The sequence below is a fragment of the Streptomyces sp. NPDC050548 genome (assembly GCF_044457385.1).
GTDB lineage: Bacteria > Actinomycetota > Actinomycetes > Streptomycetales > Streptomycetaceae > Streptomyces.
The window spans coordinates 349411-368557 of the sequence record NZ_JBITGV010000005.1 but is presented as its reverse complement, the minus strand read 5'-3'; the positions used below and the strand labels follow the sequence as shown (position 1 = coordinate 368557).

Below are 19147 nucleotides of genomic sequence, written 5' to 3'. Positions count from 1 at the left end.
GGCGCGCGCGTGTGGCGCGCGGCGCCGCCGGGCGCGGGGGGGGGGGGCGGGGGGGGGGGGGGGGGGGCGGGCCCGCCCCCCCCCCCCCCCCCCCCCCCCGCCCCGTTCGTTCCTCGGGTCAGGAACCGGCCAGTTCCTCACGGACCGTACGGGCCGCCGCGACCAGGTTCTCCAGCGAAGCGCGGGTCTCGGGCCAGCCGCGGGTCTTCAGCCCGCAGTCGGGATTGACCCACAGCCGCTCCGGCGGAATGGCCTCAAGTCCCCTGCGCAGCAAGGCCGCCGCCTCGTCCGCGCCCGGCACACGCGGCGAATGGATGTCGTACACGCCCGGCCCCGCCTCGCACGGATAACCGTGCCCGGCCAGCTCACGCGCCACCTGCATGTGCGAACGGGCCGCCTCCAGACTGATGACGTCCGCGTCGAGATCGTCGATGGCCCGCACGATGTCGCCGAACTCCGCGTAGCACATGTGCGTGTGGATCTGCGTGTCCGGCCGGACTCCGGCCGTGGTGAGCCGGAACGCCTCCGTCGCCCAGGCGAGATACGCCTCCCGGTCCGCCGCCCGCAGCGGCAGCGTCTCGCGCAGCGCCGGCTCGTCGACCTGGATGACCGAAGTGCCCGCCGCCTCAAGGTCGTTGACCTCCTCCCGCAGGGCGAGGGCGACCTGCCGGGCGGTGTCGCCGAGCGGCTGGTCGTCGCGGACGAAGGACCAGGCGAGCATGGTGACCGGCCCGGTGATCATGCCCTTGACCGGCCGCGAGGTGAGGCTCTGGGCGTACGTCGTCCAGCGGACCGTCATCGGCTCGGGGCGGGAGATGTCGTCGGCCAGGATCGGCGGACGGACGTAACGGGTGCCGTAGGACTGGACCCAGCCGTGCTGCGTGGCGAGGTACCCCGTCAGCCGCTCGGCGAAGTACTGGACCATGTCGTTGCGTTCGGGCTCGCCGTGCACCAGGACGTCGAGGCCGGTCTTCTCCTGGAAGGAGATCACCTCGCCGATCTCCGCCCTGATGCGCTCCTCGTACCCGGCCGTGTCGATCCGGTTCGCCCTCAAGTCGGCGCGGGCGGTGCGCAGTTCGGCGGTCTGCGGGAAGGAGCCGATCGTGGTGGTCGGCAGCAGCGGCAGACCGAGCCGCGCCCGCCGCCCGCAGATCAGCCAGCACCTCGGCGTACACGGGCAGCAGCCGGTCAAGGAGCGTCAGCGGATCGAAGTCCGCGGCGACTCCGGGTGCGGGCTTGGCGAGCAGGAGGTAGGTGACCGGGCCGACGAGCACCGGGCGGGCCGTGAGACCCAGCGCGAGGGCCTCACGGAATTCACCGACCTGCTTGCCGGAGTCGGCGGTGAAGACCGTGTCCGGCCCCAACTCGGGCACCAGATAGTGGTAGTTGGTGTCGAACCACTTCGTCATCTCCAGCGGCGCCACGTCCTGGGTACCGCGCGCCATCGCGAAGTACCCGTCCAGCGCGTCGAGTTCGACGGCGGCACGGTGGCGGGCGGGGATCGCGCCGACCATGACACTGGTGTCCAGGACATGGTCGTAGTACGAGAAGTCACCGGTCGGCACTTCGTGGATGCCGGCCTCGGCCAGCTGCCGCCAGTTGGCGCGGCGCAGTTCGGCCGCGGTGGCCCGGAGGGCGTCGGCGTCGACGCGGCCCTGCCAGTAGCCCTCGACGGCCTTCTTCAGTTCCCGGCCCTGTCCCTGACGGGGGTAGCCGTACACGGTGGCCCGTGCTGCCGCGGCTGCGGACTTCGCTGTCACGGAACTCTCCTTCGCGAGCTGTCTCCCTGAGATCCCGGGACGGGACGCGAGCGCGAAGGAAAGGGCACACCGGATGATGTGTACGCCGACCCGCCCACGAGGTCACCGGGATTCCGCGCACAAAACCCGTTCGTGCGCGGGCAGTTGGCAGGTCTTCGGACTCGCGGGCACGCCCTCCGTCGAACCGGAGGACACCTACTGGCCGTCGCTTCCCAGGTCCTGTCGCGGACCCAGTGCGTATGACGGCGGTCGTTCCTGCTCACCGCTGCGGGGCAGTCCCGGAATCTCACCGGGTTCCCTCTTGCGACGCGTCCGTCTGGCTGACGGGGCGAACCAGCTGCGTGGGCAAGCGTATTACAGCTGGTCCCCCACGGCGGCCGGCTCCGGAGGATGCGGACCGCCGCCGTCCTTGCCGTCCTGCGCGCAGGTTCGTGTCTGGTAGTGCTGGTCATTGGGGATCAACAGCACTCCGGCAACCTGCGCGGGATGCTCGACGGCGAGCCAACTGTCGCCCGTGTGATCGCCGTTGGGCCCGAACGCCTCGGCCGAATGGACCGTCTCGCACAACAGGGCCACCCGCTTCTTGTCGACCGCGCAGACGTCCAGAGCGGGGCCGTTGAACTCGTCGGCGTCGTAGAAGCGGTAGCGGTAGTGGACTTGGTCACCGCCGTTCGGCAGCTGCGGGTGGGGCTCAAGGCGCCAGTCGACTATCTCGGCGGAGGCGCCGAGATGCTGCCCGTAGATGTCCTCGACCTGGACCCTGACAGCTGCCTTGCCGCGCTTCGCGGTGGTGTCGGAGCAGCCCCAGGTGGAAGAGCAGCCGGACATGGCGAGAAACGCCAGGGCCAGCGGAGCACCGACGAGTAACCGCGCGGGAATCATTCGGACGACCTCCGGTGGCGCTGGGTCAGCCGGGCCGGGATCCAAAAGCCCGCAGGATCTGTTCGGCGGCCAGGGTCGCCGTCAACTCGCCCTCCCGTACCCGCCGTTCGAGGTCCGGGGCCAGTGAGCGTACCGCCGGATCCGCGTGCAGCCTGCCCAGAAGCTCGTCGCGGACCATCGTCCACGTCCAATCCACCTGCTGCTCGCGGCGCTTGGCGGCGAGGCGGCCGGTGGAGTCCAGCAGCGACCGGTGCTGTTCCAGGCGCTCCCAGACCGTGTCCAGGCCGGTGCCCTCACGGGCGCTGCAACTCAGCACCGGCGGGGTCCAGGCCGCGTCGACGGGGTGCATCAGGCGCAGCGCGCCCGCCAACTCCCTTGCCGCGCCCCGTGCGTCACGCTCGTGCGGGCCGTCCGCCTTGTTGACGGCGATGACGTCCGCGAGTTCCAGGACGCCCTTCTTGATGCCCTGCAACTGGTCGCCTGTGCGGGCCAGGGTCAACAGGAGGAAGGAGTCGACCATGTTGGCCACGGCGGTCTCGGACTGGCCTACGCCTACCGTCTCCACGAGGACGACGTCGTAGCCCGCCGCCTCCATGACGACGATCGACTCGCGGGTCGCCTTCGCGACGCCGCCGAGGGTGCCCGCGGTGGGGGAGGGCCGGACGAACGCCGCCGGGTCGACGGCCAGGCGCTCCATACGGGTCTTGTCGCCGAGGATCGAGCCGCCCGTGCGGGTGGAGGACGGGTCGACGGCCAGCACCGCGACCCGGAAGCCGAACGAGGTGAGGAGCGTGCCGAACGCGTCGATGAACGTCGACTTGCCCACGCCCGGCACACCGCTGACCCCGATCCGCCGCGCCTTCCCGCTGTGCGGCAGCAGCTCGGTCAGCAACTCCTGTGCCATGGCCCGGTGTTGGAGCTTGGTCGACTCGACGAGCGTGATGGCACGGGCCACCAGGGCCCGCTTGCCGTCGAGTACGCCCTTCACATAGGTGTCGACATCGATCACGGGGTGTGCCCGAGGTCGGTGGCCAGCCGCTCGACCAGGTCGTAGGCCGCGTCCGGGATCACCGTCCCGGGCGGGAACACGGCCGCCGCGCCCATCTCCAGGAGCGTCGGCACGTCCTGCGGCGGGATCACCCCGCCGACCACGATCATGATGTCCTCGCGGCCCTCCTCGGCCAGCGATTCCTTCAACGCCGGTACGAGGGTGAGGTGTCCGGCGGCCAGCGAGGAGACCCCGACGACGTGCACGTCCGCCTCGACGGCCTGGCGGGCCACCTCGCCCGGCGTCTGGAACAGCGGGCCGACGTCGACGTCGAAGCCGAGGTCGGCGAAGGCGGTGGCGATCACCTTCTGGCCGCGGTCGTGGCCGTCCTGGCCCATCTTGGCGACCAGGATGCGCGGGCGGCGGCCCTCGGCCTCCTCGAACTCGGCCACGAGGGCGCGGGTGCGCTCGACGGACGGAGACTCGCCGGCTTCGGTGCGGTACACACCGGAGATCGTACGGATCTGGCTCGCGTGCCGCCCGTACACCTTCTCCAGCGCGTCGGAGATCTCACCGACCGTCGCCTTCGCGCGGGCCGCGTTGACCGCCAGCTCCAGGAGGTTGCCGCTGCCCTCGGCGGCCCGGGTCAGGGCGTGCAGCGCGTCCTGGGTGGCCTGTTCGTCGCGCTCGGCGCGCAACCGCCGCAGTTTCTCGATCTGTTGGGTGCGGACGGAGGAGTTGTCGACCTTGAGGACGTCGATCTGCTCGTCCGTCTCCACCCGGTACTTGTTGACGCCGATGACCGGCTGGCGCCCGGAGTCGATGCGGGCCTGGGTGCGGGCCGCCGCCTCCTCGATGCGCAGCTTGGGGATGCCCGCGTCGATCGCCTTGGCCATGCCGCCCGCCGCCTCGACCTCCTCGATGTGCTGCCAGGCCCGGCGCGCGAGGTCGTAGGTCAGCTTCTCGACGTACGCGCTGCCGCCCCAGGGGTCGATGACCCGGGTCGTGCCGGACTCCTGCTGGATGAGGAGCTGGGTGTTGCGGGCGATGCGCGCCGAGAAGTCGGTGGGCAGCGCAAGGGCCTCGTCGAGGGCGTTGGTGTGCAGCGACTGCGTGTGGCCCTGAGTGGCGGCCATGGCCTCCACGGCCGTACGCGTCACGTTGTTGAACACGTCCTGCGCGGTCAGCGACCAGCCCGAGGTCTGTGAATGGGTGCGCAGGGAAAGGGACTTGGCGTTCTGCGGGTCGAACTGCTTCACAAGCTTCGCCCAGAGCAGGCGGGCCGCGCGCAGTTTCGCGATCTCCATGAAGAAGTTCATGCCGATCGCCCAGAAGAACGACAGCCGGGGCGCGAACGCGTCCACGTCCATCCCCGCCTCCCGGCCCGCCCGGATGTACTCGACCCCGTCCGCGAGGGTGTAGGCCAGCTCCAAGTCGGCTGTCGCGCCCGCCTCTTGGATGTGGTAGCCGGAGATGGAGATCGAGTTGTAGCGGGGCATCCGCTGCGAGGTGTACGCGAAGATGTCGGAGATGATCCGCATCGACGGCTTCGGCGGATAGATGTAGGTGTTGCGGACCATGAACTCCTTGAGGATGTCGTTCTGGATGGTCCCGGCCAACTTCTCGGGCGGTACGCCCTGTTCCTCCGCCGCCACGATGTAGAGCGCGAGCACGGGCAGCACCGCGCCGTTCATCGTCATCGACACGGTCATCTTGTCCAGCGGGATGCCGTCGAAGAGCTGCCGCATGTCGTAGATCGAGTCGATCGCCACGCCCGCCATGCCGACGTCACCGGTCACGCGCGGGTGGTCGCTGTCGTAACCCCGGTGCGTGGGCAGGTCGAAGGCGACCGACAGGCCCTTCTGACCGGCCGCCAGATTGCGCCGGTAGAAGGCGTTGGACTCCTCGGCCGTGGAGAAGCCCGCGTACTGACGGATCGTCCAGGGCTGGTTGACGTACATCGTCGGGTACGGGCCGCGCAGATACGGCGCGATGCCCGGGTAGGTGGCCAGGAAGTCCAGGCCCTCCAGGTCCTGCCCGGTGTACAGCGGCTTGACCGCGATGCCCTCCGGGGTCTCCCAGAGGAGATCGTCGCCGCCCGCCGCCTTCTTGACGGCGTCGCGCCACTCGTCGGGTCCGGCTTCGGCGGCCGGGGCCCCCAGCTCGATCCCGGAGAAGTCGGGGATGCGCCCGCTCGCTGCCATCAGGACACTCCCATGCGGTCGAGGGTGGCGGACAGGACGGCCACGGCGTCGCAGCCCGCGAAGACATAGGCGTCGACACCGGGATACTCCCCGGGACGGCCCGCGAGGAACACGTGCCCGGCACCGGCCGACCTCAACTCCCCGGCGACAACGGCCGCTTGCTCCTCGTACAGCGCGTCGCTTGAGCACAGGCAGGCTTCGGTGGCGCCGCTGTCCGCGAACTCGCCGTCGGTGACGGGCTCGATGCCGCCCGCCTGGAACAGGTTCGACGCGAAGGCGAGCCGGGCCGTGTGCGCGGCGGCCGGGCCGAGCGCGGCCAGGAAGATCCGCGGGCGGGTGCCGGTCGCCGCGAGGTGGGCGTCGGAGCGGGCGCGCAGGGCCTCGTAGGCCTCGTCGCGGCGCACGCGCGGCAGTCCGCCGGAGGGTTCGGCGGGGGCGGGCGCGCGCTCCGGGAGGCGTTCGGCGAGATTCGGGAACTCGCTGACGCCGGTGATGGGTTCGCGACGCCTGGCGAGCTTCGCGCTGCGGGCCGCCCAGGTGGTGGCGAGGTCCTCGCGGAGGCTTCCGGACGCCAACACGGCGGCCTGACCGCCCTGTTGCTCGATGTGCTGGAAGAACTCCCAGCCCGCGTGGGCGAGTTCGTCCGTGAGCCGCTCCACGTACCAGGAGCCGCCCGCCGGGTCGATCACCCGGGACAGATGCGACTCCTCGACCAGGATCGTCGAGGTGTTGCGGGCGATCCGGCGCGCGAACGCGTCCGGCAATCCCAGCGCGTGGTCGAAGGGCAGCACGGTGACGGACTCGGCACCGCCCACCCCGGCGGCCAGCGTCGCGACCGTCGTGCGCAGCATGTTCACCCACGGGTCGCGGCGGGACATCATCACCGGCGAGGTCACCGCGTGCTGCACCTGTCCGCCAGGCGCCCCGCACACCTCGGCCACTCGGGCCCAGAGCCTGCGCGCCGCGCGCAACTTGGCGATGGTGAGGAACTGGTCGGCGGTGGCCGCGTACCTGAACTCCAGCTGGGCGACGGCCTGTTCGACGCTCAGCCCCGCCCCGGTCAGCTCCCGCAGATAGGCGACACCGGTCGCGAGCGAGGCGCCCAGCTCCTGCGCCGCCGAACCGCCGGCCTCGTGGTACGGCAGCGCGTCCACGGTCAGCGCGCGCAGCCCCGGGTACTCCTCCGCGCAGCGCAGGGCGAGCGCGGCGACGGCAGCGAAGTCAAAGGGGTCCGCTCCGGTGCGGGCCGCGAAGCCCAGGGGGTCGGCGCCCAGGTTGCCCCGGGCGGCCTCGCGCGCGATGCCCCGCTCCTCGTAGAGCCGTAGCAACTCGGCCGCGGCGGAAGCGACTTCGGGCCCCGCGTCGAGGACGACGGGTGCCAGGTCGAGATAGACGCCGTCGAGGACCCGGCCGAGCGAGGCGACCGGGACGGCCTGCTCGCCCACGGTCAGCCACAGCGAGGTGACGCCGTTCTCCAGGTCGCCGAGGACCGCGGAGTTGTCGGCGGTGGTGTGCCGCTGGCGTACGTCCCAGCCGCCGAGGGTGTTGCCCTCGGCTCGGCCGCCCCGTACGAAGGGGGCGAAACCGGGGAGACCGGGCTCGGGTGCGGAGTCGTCCGCGGTGTACAGGGGACGGGCGAGGAGCCCGTCCTCCAACGAGGTGGACAGAGCGTCTTCCGCCGCCGTACCCGAGACTTCCTTGCCCGACTTGCGCAGTACGCCTTCCACCAGGCGTTGCCACTGCTCATGGGTCGCGTCAGGGAACTCGGCGGCCAGCGAGAGCCCGTCGTCAGGCAGGACCGTCATGCTCGGATGCTAGGGCAAACGTGCAGGTGAGCAGCAGAGGACGCGGCTGTGACCTTTGCCTCGCCTGGCGGTCTAGACCACTTCGGCCCGGCTGCGACCCCCGGGCGATGCCCCCGGCCACCGCTAGGACCAGACGTGGCGCGCTGCCGCCCCGGCACTGTTCCTCGTCGCCCGCTCCTCGCCGTACGACAGACTTCCGAGGCCCGGCGAAGTGCCGGTTCTCGACGCCGTGGCGGCGGTGGCCGGAATTGATCCCTCAACTCGCCTTCCGCGCCCCGCCCGTGTCAACGAAGTGTCGGTCCCCGGCAAAGCGCGGGGCAAGAATCGCCGCCCCGGCACGCCCCGCGCTTCGCGATGACCGTCTGGCAACGCACTGTTCACTCAGGAGCCGCCGGGAAGCGCCAGGGTGCGGACGTTGTCAGCTCAACTGCTCGCCAGGGAGGGCATCATGACCGCACAGACAGAGACACCGGACGGTTCGGCGCAGTCGTCCGAGGGGGTCAGCCGACGGCACGCGCTGGGTCTCCTCGGTACGGCCGGCGCGGGCGCCGCCGTCACCCCCTTGCTGGGAGCAGGCACGGCACAGGCCGCCCCGCTGGACGCCCCGGCCTTCCACCTCACCGCGGACGCCTCCGGCGCCTCGCCGGTCCAGGGCCTGCACCTCACCTTCGGGGCGGACCCGCGCACCCAGATGACGGTCTCGTGGATCACCGACAGACCGGTGTCCAAACCGGTCGTGCGCTACGGCACGCTGGAGCACGGCTTCGGCTCCAGCGCCAAGGCCCGCACCGTCACCTACGTCGACGGCACCTCCAGCCGCACCGTCTACGTCCACCACGCCGCGCTGAACAAGCTCACCCCGGACACCGACTACCTCTACCTCGCCACCCACGAGGGCGCGACCCCCGACAGCGGCACGTTCCGCACCGCCCCGCGCGGCCGGAAACCGATCACCTTCACCAGCTTCGGCGACCAGTCCGCCCCGCAGGTGACCTGGGCGGCCAACGGCACGGTCGGCCTCGACGCGAACTCCACCCCCGCGACGAAGGACATCGTCACCGGCATCGAACAGGTCGCCCCGCTCTTCCACCTGCTCAACGGCGACCTCTGCTACGCCAACCTGGACGTCGACCGGGTCCGCACCTGGAACAACTTCTTCACCAACAACACCCGTTCGGCCCGCTTCCGCCCCTGGATGCCGGCGGCCGGCAACCACGAGATCGAGAAGGCCAACGGCCCGATCGGACTCGGCGCCTACCAGACCTACTTCGACCTGCCGTCCACCGAGACCGACGCCGAACTCGCGGGTCTCTACTACGCGTTCACGGCCGGCTCGGTCCGGGTCATCGTGCTGCAGAACGACGACAACTGCCTCCAGGACGGCGGCGACGTCTACATCAGCGGCTACTCCGGCGGACGCCAACTCGCCTTCCTGGAGAAGGAGTTGAAGGCGGCCCGGGCCTCGCGCGACGTCGACTGGATCGTCGTCGCCATGCACCAGGTCATGGTCAGCTCCACCGACGCCAACGGCGCCGACCTGGGCCTGCGCCAGAAGTACGGCCCCCTGTTCGACCGCTACGGCGTGGACCTGGTCCTGTGCGGCCACGAGCACAATTACGAGCGCTCGCTGGCCGTTCGCGGAGTCGTCAGCGGCACCGAGACGCTGACCCCCAACCCGGTCTCCACGGCCACCGACGACATCGACACCGGCCTCGGCACCGTCCACATGATCCTCGGCGGCGGTGGCGTCTCGGGCACCACGAACCAGAGCTTCTTCAAGGACGGCACCGGCAAGGTGATCACGTCCGTGTCGGCGACCCCCGGCTCCAACGGCAAGCGCACCTCCACCTACACCAAGGAGGAGGCGGTCTGGATCGGCGTCCGGGACACCGAACACCCCTACGGCTTCGCCGCGTTCACCGTCGACCCCGGCCGGCACGCCGGTGACACCACCCGCATGCACGTGACCTACTACAACGTGAACAAGCCGAACGGCGACCTGTCCGTGTTCGAGAACTTCACCCTCCACCGCAAGCGCTCCGACGGCAAACGCTGAGCCTCAGCCGGAACGGTCCTGGCCCTCGTCCGGCAACCACTGCAGGGCGAACCAGAGTTCCATCCGCGTGCCGGGGTCCTGTACGTCCACATCGAGCAGTTCGGCGATCCGTGCCAGACGGTGCCGCACGGTGTTCCGGTGGACGTGCAGAGCCGCCGCCGTACGGTCCCAACTGCCGTGCAGCGTCAGCCAGATGCGCAGGGTCTCGACGAGAACCGGGGCGCCTGGGGAACCCGCGTCGTCGAGCGGGGCGAACCGGGTGCGGGCCAACTCCCGGGCGTCGGCGGCCGGAACGAGCCCGTGGACGGTGAGCGGATCCCTGGTGTGGACGACGGCGGGCACCTGTGCCGCGAGCGCGCGTTGCAGGGCACGTTCGGCCTGGACGTCCGCGTGCGCCAGCTCCGAGGCGGGCACCGGGGTGCTGAACCCGAGCACCCAGCCCAAGTCCGCTGCCTGCGCGGGCACTTCGGGCCGTACGTCCGGCGCACCGGGCACCAGTGCCTTCAGCTCGGAGCCGTCGACATACAGATATGCGGTGCCCAACGCGGTTCCCAGGGTGGCGAGTTGGGCCGGATCGTCTCCTGGCGGCGGTGTCGTCGCGTACCGGCCGTGGACCACGACCCAGCGCCCGGTGGGTGCGAGGGCCGGTGCCACGTCGGCCGGGCTCGCGCCCAGCATCAGCCGTACCAGCGCGCCCGCGCTGTGCGTGTCGGTGCCCAGGGCGTGCCGGGGACTGGTGAGCAGGGCCAGGAGTACGGCCGCCGTGCTGGTGACCTGCCGGTGTACGAGAGTCGGAGCTTCGGTCGCCGCCTGGCCCAGGGCGAGCGCCGTCGCGGTGCCGTCGGCGCCGGGCAGGGTGTGCACGGTCAGATGGACACCGCCCTCGTGGTCGGCCGCGGCGGCCGGCGCGGACCGCCCGCCGGAACCGGTGCGGACCCGGGCGAGCGTGCGCACGGCGAGGTCACGCACCCGCCCCGGTGTCGGGGGCGCGGGCCGGGGTCCCGCGCTGAACAGCTCGTTGCCCCGGGCGTCGTGCAGCACCGCCCAGGCGCCGGTGTGCCCGCTGAGCTGGGCGAGCACGGCCCGCAGCGCGTCCGGCCGGGCGGCCGCCGCGGCCAGCGCCGACTGGGCCCGGGAGATCTCGCGCAGCGCACGGTTGCGGGCCTCGCCGATCGCCGCGTACGTGGCCTGCCCGACCGCCACGAACGGGGTCGCGGGCGGCAGCCGTAGCAAGGGCAGGCCGTGCCGGTCGCAGGCGGCGACCAGCTCGGCCGGGACCTCGTCGTGCACGGGCGCGACCCCGAACCCGAGCGCGCACACCCCGGCCGCGACGACCCGCCGTACATAGGTGTCGACGCCCTCCGCGTCGGGCGGCAGCCGCACCCCCGCCGTGAGGAGCAGCTCGCCGCCCACCAGATACGGCGACGGGTCCTCGATCTCCGTGGTGCCGACCGTGCTGACCAGGCGATCCCCGACGGGCCCGGCGACCTGGCGCAGACCGAGGGCGGGGTCGGCGAGCAGCACGCTCAGCGGCACGGACGGCTGCTCGGACTCGGTCATGAGGGGACATCCTCCCGACCCGGCCATGTCGTGCGGGACTGCCGGAATCATCCAATGGACCGTTCCATATTGGACAGAACCGCCACTTCGGCGCCAGTGCGAACGCCTATAGCGTCATCCCACTCCCAAGGCACCACCCCTTCCCACCCGGAGGTCACGGATGACCGTCGACTACTTCGTCATGGCCGCATACCTGCTGGGCATCATCGGCGTCGGCTGGTGGGGCAAGAGACGCGCCGCCTCCAAGAGCGACTTCCTGGTCGCCGGCCGCCGCCTCGGCCCCCTCATGTACACCGGCACCATGGCCGCCGTCGTCCTCGGCGGCGCCTCCACCATCGGCGGCGTCCGCCTCGGCTACACCTACGGCCTCTCCGGCGCCGCCATGGTCTTCGCCATCGGCCTCGGACTGCTGGCGCTGAGCATCTTCTTCTCCGCCCGCATCGCCCGCCTCAAGGTCTACACCGTCGCCGAGATGCTCTCCCTGCGCTACGGCGACACCGCCGCCGTGATCTCCGGCGTGGTGATGTGGATCTACACGCTGATGCTGGTCGTGACCTCCACGATCGCCTACGCCAGCGTCTTCGACGTCCTGTTCGACGTGCCGCGCTGGGTCGCGGTGGTCATCGGCGGCTCGATCGTCGTCGGCTACTCGGCGCTCGGCGGCATGTGGTCCATCACCCTCACCGACATGGTGCAGTTCGTGGTCAAGAGCCTCGGTGTGCTCGTCCTGCTGCTGCCCATCGCGGTGGTGAAGGCCGGTGGCTTCGGCGCCATGGCCGACGAACTGCCGCACGGCTACTTCTCGTTGACCTCCATCGGCGGCCAGACCATCCTCACCTTCGTGCTGATCTACACCTTCGGCATGCTCATCGGACAGGACATCTGGCAGCGGGTGTTCACCGCCCGCTCCGACAGGGTCGCGTCCTGGGGCGGCACGGTCGCCGGCGTCTACTGTCTGGTCTACGCCCTGGCCGGAGCCGTCATCGGCATGGCCACCAAGACCCTCTACCCGAACCTCGCCGCCGCCGACGACGCGTTCGCGACCATCGTCCGGCACGCCCTGCCCACCGGCGTCCGCGGTCTGGTGCTGGCCGCCGCGCTCTCCGCGATGATGTCCACCGCGAGCGGCGCCCTGATCGCGTCGGCGACCGTCGCCAACAACGACATCTGGGCCCGCCTGCGCAAGCGCACGGTCACCGGCTCGCAGGACGACGAGATCGGTTCCAACCGCCTCGCGATCGTCGTCCTCGGCATCGCCGCCATGGGCATCGCCTGCGCCCTCGGCGACGTCATCGAAGCCCTCACCGTCGCCTACAACCTGCTCGTCGGCGGCCTGTTGGTGCCCATCCTCGGTGGCCTCGTCTGGAAGCGCGGCAACCTGCCCGGCGCCATGGCCTCGATGATCGCGGGCGGCACCACGGTCGTCGTCCTCATGGTGACCGACGGCCTCCTCGCCAACGAGCCCATCTACTACGGCCTGTTGGCGGGCTTGGTTGCCTATGTGGCCGTCAGCCTCCTCACCAAGCCGACCGAGGAGTCCGTCGTCCAGGCCTGGCACCGCCGCCTGGCGGGCGAACCGGCGCCCGCGGCAGCGGAGTTGAGCGTGGCCTGACCCGCCGTACCGGACCCCCCCACCCGCACCCGCACGTGCCGTACCCCGTTGAAAGGTCCCCATGTCCTCGGAAGAACTCCGGCTGCGCCGCGAACTGGCCGCCGTCTACCGGCTCGTGGCGCACTTCAGGATGACCGACCTGATCTTCACCCACATCTCGGCCCGCCTCCCGGGCCCCGAACACCACTTCCTGATCAACCCCTACGGCCTCCTCTTCGAGGAGATCACCGCGTCCAATCTCGTCAAGATCGACCTGTCCGGCCACCCCGTCGAGGAGTCCCCCCACCCGGTCAACCCGGCCGGCTTCGTCATCCACAGCGCCATCCACGCAGCCCGCCCCGACGCCCACTGCGTCCTGCACACCCACACCAGGGCGGGCTGCGCGGTCGCCGCCCAGGAGAGCGGCCTGCTCCCGCTCAACCAGATCTCCATGGAGTTCTACGGCAGGCTCGGCTACCACGACTACGAGGGCGTCGCCCTCAACCTCGCCGAACAGCGGCGCCTGGTCGGCGACTTGGGCGGCCACCCCGCGATGATCCTGCGCAACCACGGCCTGCTCACCGTGGGAGAGACCCCCGCACAGGCCTTCCTGCGCATGTACTACCTCGACAAGGCCTGCGAGATCCAGACCACCGCGACCGCCACGGGCACCCCGCTCCGCACCCCCGCCCCCGACATCTGCGAACTGACAGCCCGTCAACTCACCGGCGAGGACGAGAAGTCGGACCTCCAGGACGACAAGGCCTACGACCTCGCCTGGTCGGCACTGCTCCGTCTGGTGGAGCGCATCGCCCCGGACTACGAGGACTGAGGTGCCGAGTTCCGGCACCAGTCGGTCGACTCACTTTGCGGAGGCGGCAGTTGACCCGCTGTCGGCCTGAGTGGCCTTCTGCTGGGGCACCGCGGTGTGCGGACCGAGGAGTTCCGCGACCTGGGTGTGGCCGCCGCGCTGGGCGTCGGTCAGGGCGGTGCCGCCCCAGCGGTCGGTCGCCGCGGGGTCGGCGCCGTGCGCGAGGAGGCAGCCGGTGACCTCCACATGACCCTCGGCCGCGGCGAGACGCAGCGGAGTGCGGCCGTCGTAGTCACCGGTGCTGATGTCCACCCCTGCGGACGCGAGCCGGCGGATGGACCTCGAACTTCTTCACGAGCTGACGGCAGAACTCGATTCCCCGTACCGAATTGCCGAGTTCGTCCAGCCTGGGGGACCAGACACAGACCCCCATGAGCCCGGGGATCACCACCATGAGCGCGCCGGACACCCCGCCCTTGGCCGGCAGGCCGAGGGTGAAGGCGAACTCGCCGGAGAAGTCGTACATCCCGCACGAGGACATGAGGGAAAGACAGTGCCGGACGGTCTCCTGGCCGAAGACCCGGTCGCCCGTCAGCGGGCACACCCCTCCGTTGGCGAAGGTGGCGGCGACCACCGCCAGCATGCGCGCGTCCAGTTCGATGGAGCGGCACTGGAAGGAGAACTCCAGCGTCCGCAGCAGATCCGTGCCCGGAGGGAAGGCCTTGCTCTCCCGCATCGCATGGCCGAGCGCGACATCGCGGTCGGCCGTCTGCCGTTCGGAGAGACAGGCGGAGCTGTTGAACCCGACCCGCCTGCCCCCGGCCAACCGCTGCCAGGTCCGCGCCACGTGGTCGAAGCGGTCGGCGAGGGACAGCTCGGGACGGATCAGCGCGCAGCTCATGATCGCCCCGGTGTCGACGCCGTGCTCCTCCAGCGCCATGCAGTAGGCGACGGTCTCGGACACCGACTGGACGCAGAAGGGGACGTCGGCGTCCCCCACGGTGTGCCGCTGGCCGTCGACGGTGCACAGGGAGATCGCGAACTGTTCCGGGTCGACACGGGCGAGTTGGGGAATGTGGTCGGCCACCCGCCCGGCGCGCACGGGCAGCAGATCGTGATGGATCCGGTCGATCTCCTCGGTGAGCGACCGGAAGTCCGGCACGACGAGGGAATTCCGCATCGCCCGCTGCAGCAGACCACTGTGATGCTGGATCAGGGCCACGAATTCCGGGAATCCCAATTCCCGCTCGCCGTCGCCGTCGCCGTCCCGCGTCGCGTCGAGGATGCCCTGAATCCTGGGGTCGTCCTCCAGGATTCCGGTGGCATGGAGATTCCTGACGAGTTCCGCACGGGAGAGTGTCCGGCTTCCGTCGTCGTCGAAAGCGTCGAAGAGGGCGCGGTACGCGGCTTCGAAGGGGTTCGTTCCGGAGGCGGAATTGGGGTTTTCCTTGGGGCGGGTCGTGGACGCCATGCGGCTCACCTCGTGACAGAAACTGCGGATCGCAGAACATTACGATCGTTATGTTCCATTGTGGAGAGGGTGGGAGCCGCTGCCGAGAGCGCCGCCACCCGTTCGGGTGGGGCGTGCGGGAGCGCGAGGGGAGCGGTGGCTGGGCGAGCGGTGCCTACGCGGCGGACCTCGGTCCGGGAGCGCGGTCCAGCAGGGTGCGCGCCCGGTCCAGGCAGCCGTGCGGGTCGGGGGAGGCCTGGAGGGCGGGGAGCAGGAAGAGCCAGAGGTCGGTCACCGCCTGCTCGACGTGCTTGCGGTCGTCCAGGGCGGCGGACACGGTGTGGGTGCCGAAGAATCCGGCGACGACGACCCGCGCGGCCCGCTCGACATCCGTGTCGGGGGCGAGTTCGCCGTTCTCCCGTGCGGAGTCGAGGAGTTGGGCGACGGTTTCGATCCAGCCGACGAACGGCTGCGGCAGTTCGGCGGGAATGGATCTGCTCTCGTTCGAGAGCCGGTTGCCCGCCCGCACGATCACGTTGTCGCGGAACTCGCGCGCCACCGCGAGGCTGAGGCCCACCAGCCGGTCCAGGACGGGTCCTTCGAGCGAGGTCCAGCTCTCCACCAGCCGCGGCCATTCACCGAAGTGGGCTTCGAAGACGGACGCGGCCAGGCCCTCCTTGCTGCCGAAGTGGAAGTAGATGGCGCCGCTGGTGTAGCCGCTCCTCCGCGCCACGTCGCTGATGCTCGTCCCGACGTAACCATGCTGTTCGAACAGCACTGCCGCCGCCGCCAGGACGGCCTGCCGGGTGGCTTCCGCGCGTTCTTGCATCGCCCTCAACGACCCTTGCCCTTCACGCTGAATCGTCTTTTCAGGCGAATCTATCGGACGGTGCGGCATTTCTTATCCGCACCCACAAGAATCACGCATCCTATTATTTTATGAAGGAATCAACCGGATCTCCCCCCTTCGGTACGGCGGCGATCCCGACGCTGAGCTGGGACCGCTCCGTACCGCGGAATCTCGTCCACCGGAAGTCGATCGCGGAGGTCCTGCTCACCGACGGACACGCACTGGGCGAGGGGCGGTTTCTGCTCGCCGCGCAGTGGTCACGCTCCCACTCCACGTTCCGGCCCGGATCCGGCGACCGGCACGACCCGCTGCTGATCGCCGAAACCCTCCGGCAGGGCTGCCTCTACCTCTGCCAGCGCTTCCTGGGTGTCCCCAGCCGCAGCAGGGCCGTCATCAAGACCATCGGCTTCCGCCTCGACCCCGCCACCGAACCCGTGGTCGGCTACGGCGCGACCGACGTGACCTGCCGCGCCACGGTCCACGACGTCCGTCGCGTCGAAGGCCTCCCGTATCCCGCCGCGCTCAGTCTCCGGCTCGAACTGGCGGCGGGCGACGCCGAGTTCGGCAGCGCAGAGGGCCGGGCCCGCATTCTCACCGAGGACGAGTACCGGGCGCTGCGAGGTGCCCGGGCCGGTGCGCTTCCGCCACCCGGCGAGGACGTCCGGCGACTCCCGCCCGCCGCCGTGTCGGCCTCCGCCTCCGGCGGTGTGATGGTGGCCCGGGACGGGACCGGCTCGCTGCGGGTGGCACCGGCCGACCTTCGCCATCCGTTGTTCTTCGACCACCCCAGCGACCACATCCCCGGCATGGTCCTCCTGGAAGCCGCCCGTCAGGCCGTCTGCCTCACGAGCGGCGACACCTCCGGCCGGCTGACCGGCTGCCGTATGACGGCCTCCCGGTTCACGGACTGGGACCCGCCCGCGTACGTCGCGTGCGAGCGAGGCGAGGAGGGCTGGGAGTTCGGCGTCACGCAGGGCGGTGCCGTGGCGGCGGCGGGGGTCCTGCGGTGGGAACCGGTCCTGACCAACTGAGCTGGTGGCGTAGTGCGTTCAGTGACTCGATACCAGCACGTCGACGCGGGCGGACTGCCCGCCCGGCGCGGGCGTCCGCTGAGGGGTGCGCCCGCGCACGGGCCTATGGTCGACCCATGAGGGTGGATCGTCACGACACCGACTGCGTCTTCTGCGGTATCGCCGCCGGCACCGAACCGGCCCGCGTCGTCGCCGACACCGCCGAGTCCCTGACCTTCCTGCCCGTACGACCCGTACACCCCGGGCATGTCCTGGTCGTGCCCCGGCGTCATGTCGCGGACATCTGGGACCTCGACGAGGGGACGGCGGCGGCCGTCGGCACGGCGGTTCTCCGGGCGGCCCACGCGGTACGGGCCGCCCACCGCCCCGAGGGGCTGAACGTCATCCAGTCGTCCGGGGCGGTCGCCACGCAGTCGGTGTTCCACCTGCACGTCCATGTGGTCCCGCGCTACCAGGGCGACCGGATGCCGTATCTGTGGCCCACGAAGGCCGAGGAGGGTGAGGAGACCGAGGAGGATCCGGCACTGCTCGACGACTCCGCGAGGAGACTGCGCAGTGCGCTGGCCTCGCGGCGGCACTGAGGCGGCACGGGCCCGGAACGGCACCCGGTCGTACAGAACCGCCCCTTACCGGGGGTCGCCGGCGACGGACTCGTGGACGGGACGTTCGTCGGGTACGGAGTGGGGTGGTGTCCGGCCGGTGCCGCGGCGGCCCGCGCGGGTGGGGCGGGAGGGGCGGGTCGGGCGGCCCAGGACGACTCCGGCCAGAACCAGTGCCAGTCCGCACAGTTGACGGACCGTCAGGACCTCTCCGGCGACCACCGTGCCGAGCAGTACGCCGGTGACCGGGTTGAGCAGTCCGATGAGACCCACTGTTCCGGAGGGCAGGTGCCGCAGCCCGGTGAACCAGGCCGCGAAGGCCAGTGCGGTGGCGACGAGCGTGACGTAGCCGAACGCGAGGAGCGCCGAGGGGGAGAGCGCGGGCGGCGGACCCTCCACGACCGCGGCGACCGGCAGGAGGAACAGCCCTCCGGCGGTGAGCTGCCAGGCGGTCGAGGCGAGTACGTCGGTACCCGTGGTGTTCCACCGTTTGGTCAGGATGTGGCCGAAGGCCGACACGAGCATGGCCGCGGCCGAGGCGAGGACCCCCGGCACGCTCACCCCGTCCGCCCCCGTGAACAGCATGAGACACACACCGCCGAGCCCGATCGCCGCGCCGGCCAGGTGCGCGCGGCCGGGCCGCTCGGACACCAGGGCCCAGGCGATGAGCATCATCGCCAGCGGGGACACCGCCATGACGGTCGAGGCGATGCTCGTCGGGAGCAGCTGGGAGGCGGCGTAGACGAGCACGAAGAACACGCTCACGTTCAGCAGCCCGAGCACCGCGGACCGCCACCACCACGCGCCGCGCGGTCGCTGCCGGCACAGGCCCAGCAGGACGAGGCCGGCGGGCAGGGCTCGTAGGGCCGCGCCGTAGAGCGGGCTGTCGGGTGGCAGGAACGCGTGGGTGACGTAGTAGTTGGTGCCCCAGGCCACCGGTGCGACGGCGGTGAGTGCCACCCATCGCATGTTTGCTTCCATGGAAGCAAACATAGAGCCAATGTAGCTTCCTGGGAAAGTATCGTGGTGCCCATGGACGCCCCGCACCTCCCGCACCCCCCGGACCGCGTAGCCCGTATCCAGGCCGACTGGCGCCGAGAGCGCCCCGACCTCGACGTCACCCCACAGGGCGTGATCGGCAGGCTGCACCGCCTGGCCGACCACCTCACCGAGGAACTCTGCCTCGTCTACGGCCGCTACGGACTCGGCGAGGGAGAGTTCGACGTCCTGTGCGCCCTGCGCCGCGCCGGCGAGCCCTACGAACGGGCACCCGGCGAACTCGCCGCCCACACCATGGTCACCACCGGCGCGATGACGAAACGGATCGACCGCCTGGAGCACGCCGGCCTCGTCACCCGCCGCCGCTCCGCCGACGACCAGCGCGGCCGGATCGTCGCCCTCACCCACCCCGGACACGAACTGATCGACCGGGCGTTCACCGACCACATCCACAACGAACACCGCCTGCTGGGCCTGCTGACGCCGGGGGAGGCGGAGGCGTTGGAGGGGTTGCTCACTGCGTGGCTCGCGCGGGTGGAGGGGTCGAGGTCGAAGGAGTAA

15 protein-coding genes, 1 pseudogene and 1 riboswitch are annotated in these 19147 nt (G+C 70.8%); of the genes and pseudogenes, 6 read left to right on the top strand and 10 right to left on the bottom strand.

What is annotated here, in order from left to right; all coding sequences use genetic code 11:
• Nucleotides 1-118 precede the first annotated feature (118 nt).
• From metE to ACIBJH_RS17285, 5 genes and pseudogenes are all read right to left on the bottom strand, one after another.
• Nucleotides 119-1685: pseudogene (metE, locus tag ACIBJH_RS17305) on the bottom strand (5-methyltetrahydropteroyltriglutamate--homocysteine S-methyltransferase).
• 203 nt (nucleotides 1686-1888) lie between these two features.
• Nucleotides 1889-2113: riboswitch (cobalamin riboswitch) on the bottom strand.
• 1 nt (nucleotide 2114) lies between these two features.
• Complete coding sequence (locus tag ACIBJH_RS17300) at nucleotides 2115-2642, bottom strand: hypothetical protein (protein WP_399117685.1); 528 nt, start codon at nucleotides 2640-2642, stop codon at nucleotides 2115-2117.
• Nucleotides 2643-2667: 25 nt separating this feature from the next.
• Nucleotides 2668-3651, bottom strand: coding sequence for a methylmalonyl Co-A mutase-associated GTPase MeaB (gene meaB, locus ACIBJH_RS17295; RefSeq protein WP_399117684.1), 984 nt, complete (start codon nucleotides 3649-3651; stop codon nucleotides 2668-2670).
• Nucleotides 3648-5834 carry a methylmalonyl-CoA mutase gene (scpA, locus tag ACIBJH_RS17290; protein ID WP_399117683.1) on the bottom strand — a complete coding sequence of 729 codons (2187 nt, stop codon included), beginning with the start codon at nucleotides 5832-5834 and terminating at the stop codon, nucleotides 3648-3650. The genes meaB and scpA overlap by 4 nt, the downstream gene beginning before the upstream one ends.
• A complete protein-coding gene (locus tag ACIBJH_RS17285; protein WP_399117682.1) occupies nucleotides 5834-7639 on the bottom strand; it encodes a methylmalonyl-CoA mutase family protein in 1806 nt (601 codons plus the stop codon). The genes scpA and ACIBJH_RS17285 overlap by 1 nt, the downstream gene beginning before the upstream one ends.
• A 448-nt stretch (nucleotides 7640-8087) precedes the next feature.
• Between ACIBJH_RS17285 and ACIBJH_RS17280 the strand changes: the two genes are divergently transcribed.
• A complete protein-coding gene (locus ACIBJH_RS17280; protein ID WP_399117681.1) occupies nucleotides 8088-9695 on the top strand; it encodes a purple acid phosphatase family protein in 1608 nt (535 codons plus the stop codon).
• A gap of 3 nt (nucleotides 9696-9698) precedes the next feature.
• On the opposite strand, the gene ACIBJH_RS17275 is transcribed toward ACIBJH_RS17280, so the two are convergent.
• Nucleotides 9699-11255, bottom strand: coding sequence for a PucR family transcriptional regulator (locus ACIBJH_RS17275; RefSeq protein WP_399117680.1), 1557 nt, complete (start codon nucleotides 11253-11255; stop codon nucleotides 9699-9701).
• A 160-nt stretch (nucleotides 11256-11415) separates the two neighbouring features.
• Between ACIBJH_RS17275 and ACIBJH_RS17270 the strand changes: the two genes are divergently transcribed.
• Both ACIBJH_RS17270 and ACIBJH_RS17265 read left to right on the top strand, forming a co-directional pair.
• Nucleotides 11416-12867: a sodium:solute symporter gene (locus tag ACIBJH_RS17270; protein ID WP_399117679.1), complete on the top strand. Its 1452-nt coding sequence runs from the start codon at nucleotides 11416-11418 to the stop codon at nucleotides 12865-12867.
• 61 nt (nucleotides 12868-12928) lie between these two features.
• Nucleotides 12929-13678 carry a class II aldolase/adducin family protein gene (locus ACIBJH_RS17265; RefSeq protein WP_399117678.1) on the top strand — a complete coding sequence of 250 codons (750 nt, stop codon included), beginning with the start codon at nucleotides 12929-12931 and terminating at the stop codon, nucleotides 13676-13678.
• A 30-nt stretch (nucleotides 13679-13708) separates the two neighbouring features.
• On the opposite strand, the gene ACIBJH_RS17260 is transcribed toward ACIBJH_RS17265, so the two are convergent.
• The 3 genes from ACIBJH_RS17260 to ACIBJH_RS17250 form a co-directional block, all read right to left on the bottom strand.
• Nucleotides 13709-13969, bottom strand: a complete 261-nt coding sequence (locus ACIBJH_RS17260) for an ankyrin repeat domain-containing protein (protein WP_399117677.1) — start codon at nucleotides 13967-13969, stop codon at nucleotides 13709-13711.
• Nucleotides 13950-15128: a glutaminase gene (locus ACIBJH_RS17255; protein ID WP_399117676.1), complete on the bottom strand. Its 1179-nt coding sequence runs from the start codon at nucleotides 15126-15128 to the stop codon at nucleotides 13950-13952. The genes ACIBJH_RS17260 and ACIBJH_RS17255 overlap by 20 nt, the downstream gene beginning before the upstream one ends.
• A 154-nt stretch (nucleotides 15129-15282) precedes the next feature.
• A complete protein-coding gene (locus tag ACIBJH_RS17250; RefSeq protein WP_399117675.1) occupies nucleotides 15283-15936 on the bottom strand; it encodes a ScbR family autoregulator-binding transcription factor in 654 nt (217 codons plus the stop codon).
• Between the two features lie 110 nt (nucleotides 15937-16046).
• Here ACIBJH_RS17250 and ACIBJH_RS17245 point away from each other — a divergent pair, with 110 nt between their 5' ends.
• Together ACIBJH_RS17245 and ACIBJH_RS17240 are read left to right on the top strand one after the other, a co-directional pair.
• A complete protein-coding gene (locus ACIBJH_RS17245; RefSeq protein WP_399117674.1) occupies nucleotides 16047-16988 on the top strand; it encodes a ScbA/BarX family gamma-butyrolactone biosynthesis protein in 942 nt (313 codons plus the stop codon).
• Between the two features lie 116 nt (nucleotides 16989-17104).
• The gene (locus tag ACIBJH_RS17240) at nucleotides 17105-17569 is read left to right on the top strand and encodes an HIT family protein (protein ID WP_399117673.1); all 465 of its coding nucleotides are present in this window, start codon (nucleotides 17105-17107) and stop codon (nucleotides 17567-17569) included.
• Nucleotides 17570-17614: 45 nt separating this feature from the next.
• Here ACIBJH_RS17240 and ACIBJH_RS17235 read toward each other — a convergent pair whose 3' ends face one another.
• Nucleotides 17615-18568: a DMT family transporter gene (locus tag ACIBJH_RS17235; RefSeq protein ID WP_399117672.1), complete on the bottom strand. Its 954-nt coding sequence runs from the start codon at nucleotides 18566-18568 to the stop codon at nucleotides 17615-17617.
• 51 nt (nucleotides 18569-18619) lie between these two features.
• Between ACIBJH_RS17235 and ACIBJH_RS17230 the strand changes: the two genes are divergently transcribed.
• Nucleotides 18620-19147, top strand: coding sequence for a MarR family winged helix-turn-helix transcriptional regulator (locus tag ACIBJH_RS17230; protein WP_399117671.1), 528 nt, complete (start codon nucleotides 18620-18622; stop codon nucleotides 19145-19147).

Bases quoted from the DNA above. Each gene is read 5' to 3' on its own strand.
- ACIBJH_RS17265 (WP_399117678.1), top strand. From the start codon at position 12,929: ATGTCCTCGGAAGAACTCCGGCTGCGCCGCGAACTGGCCGCCGTCTAC.
- ACIBJH_RS17255 (WP_399117676.1), bottom strand. From the start codon at position 15,128: ATGGCGTCCACGACCCGCCCCAAGGAAAACCCCAATTCCGCCTCCGGA.
- ACIBJH_RS17270 (WP_399117679.1), top strand. From the start codon at position 11,416: ATGACCGTCGACTACTTCGTCATGGCCGCATACCTGCTGGGCATCATC.
- ACIBJH_RS17235 (WP_399117672.1), bottom strand. From the start codon at position 18,568: ATGGAAGCAAACATGCGATGGGTGGCACTCACCGCCGTCGCACCGGTG.
- ACIBJH_RS17250 (WP_399117675.1), bottom strand. From the start codon at position 15,936: ATGCAAGAACGCGCGGAAGCCACCCGGCAGGCCGTCCTGGCGGCGGCG.
- ACIBJH_RS17280 (WP_399117681.1), top strand. From the start codon at position 8,088: ATGACCGCACAGACAGAGACACCGGACGGTTCGGCGCAGTCGTCCGAG.
- ACIBJH_RS17275 (WP_399117680.1), bottom strand. From the start codon at position 11,255: ATGACCGAGTCCGAGCAGCCGTCCGTGCCGCTGAGCGTGCTGCTCGCC.
- ACIBJH_RS17230 (WP_399117671.1), top strand. From the start codon at position 18,620: ATGGACGCCCCGCACCTCCCGCACCCCCCGGACCGCGTAGCCCGTATC.
- ACIBJH_RS17300 (WP_399117685.1), bottom strand. From the start codon at position 2,642: ATGATTCCCGCGCGGTTACTCGTCGGTGCTCCGCTGGCCCTGGCGTTT.
- scpA (WP_399117683.1), bottom strand. From the start codon at position 5,834: ATGGCAGCGAGCGGGCGCATCCCCGACTTCTCCGGGATCGAGCTGGGG.
- ACIBJH_RS17240 (WP_399117673.1), top strand. From the start codon at position 17,105: ATGAGGGTGGATCGTCACGACACCGACTGCGTCTTCTGCGGTATCGCC.
- ACIBJH_RS17245 (WP_399117674.1), top strand. From the start codon at position 16,047: ATGAAGGAATCAACCGGATCTCCCCCCTTCGGTACGGCGGCGATCCCG.
- ACIBJH_RS17285 (WP_399117682.1), bottom strand. From the start codon at position 7,639: ATGACGGTCCTGCCTGACGACGGGCTCTCGCTGGCCGCCGAGTTCCCT.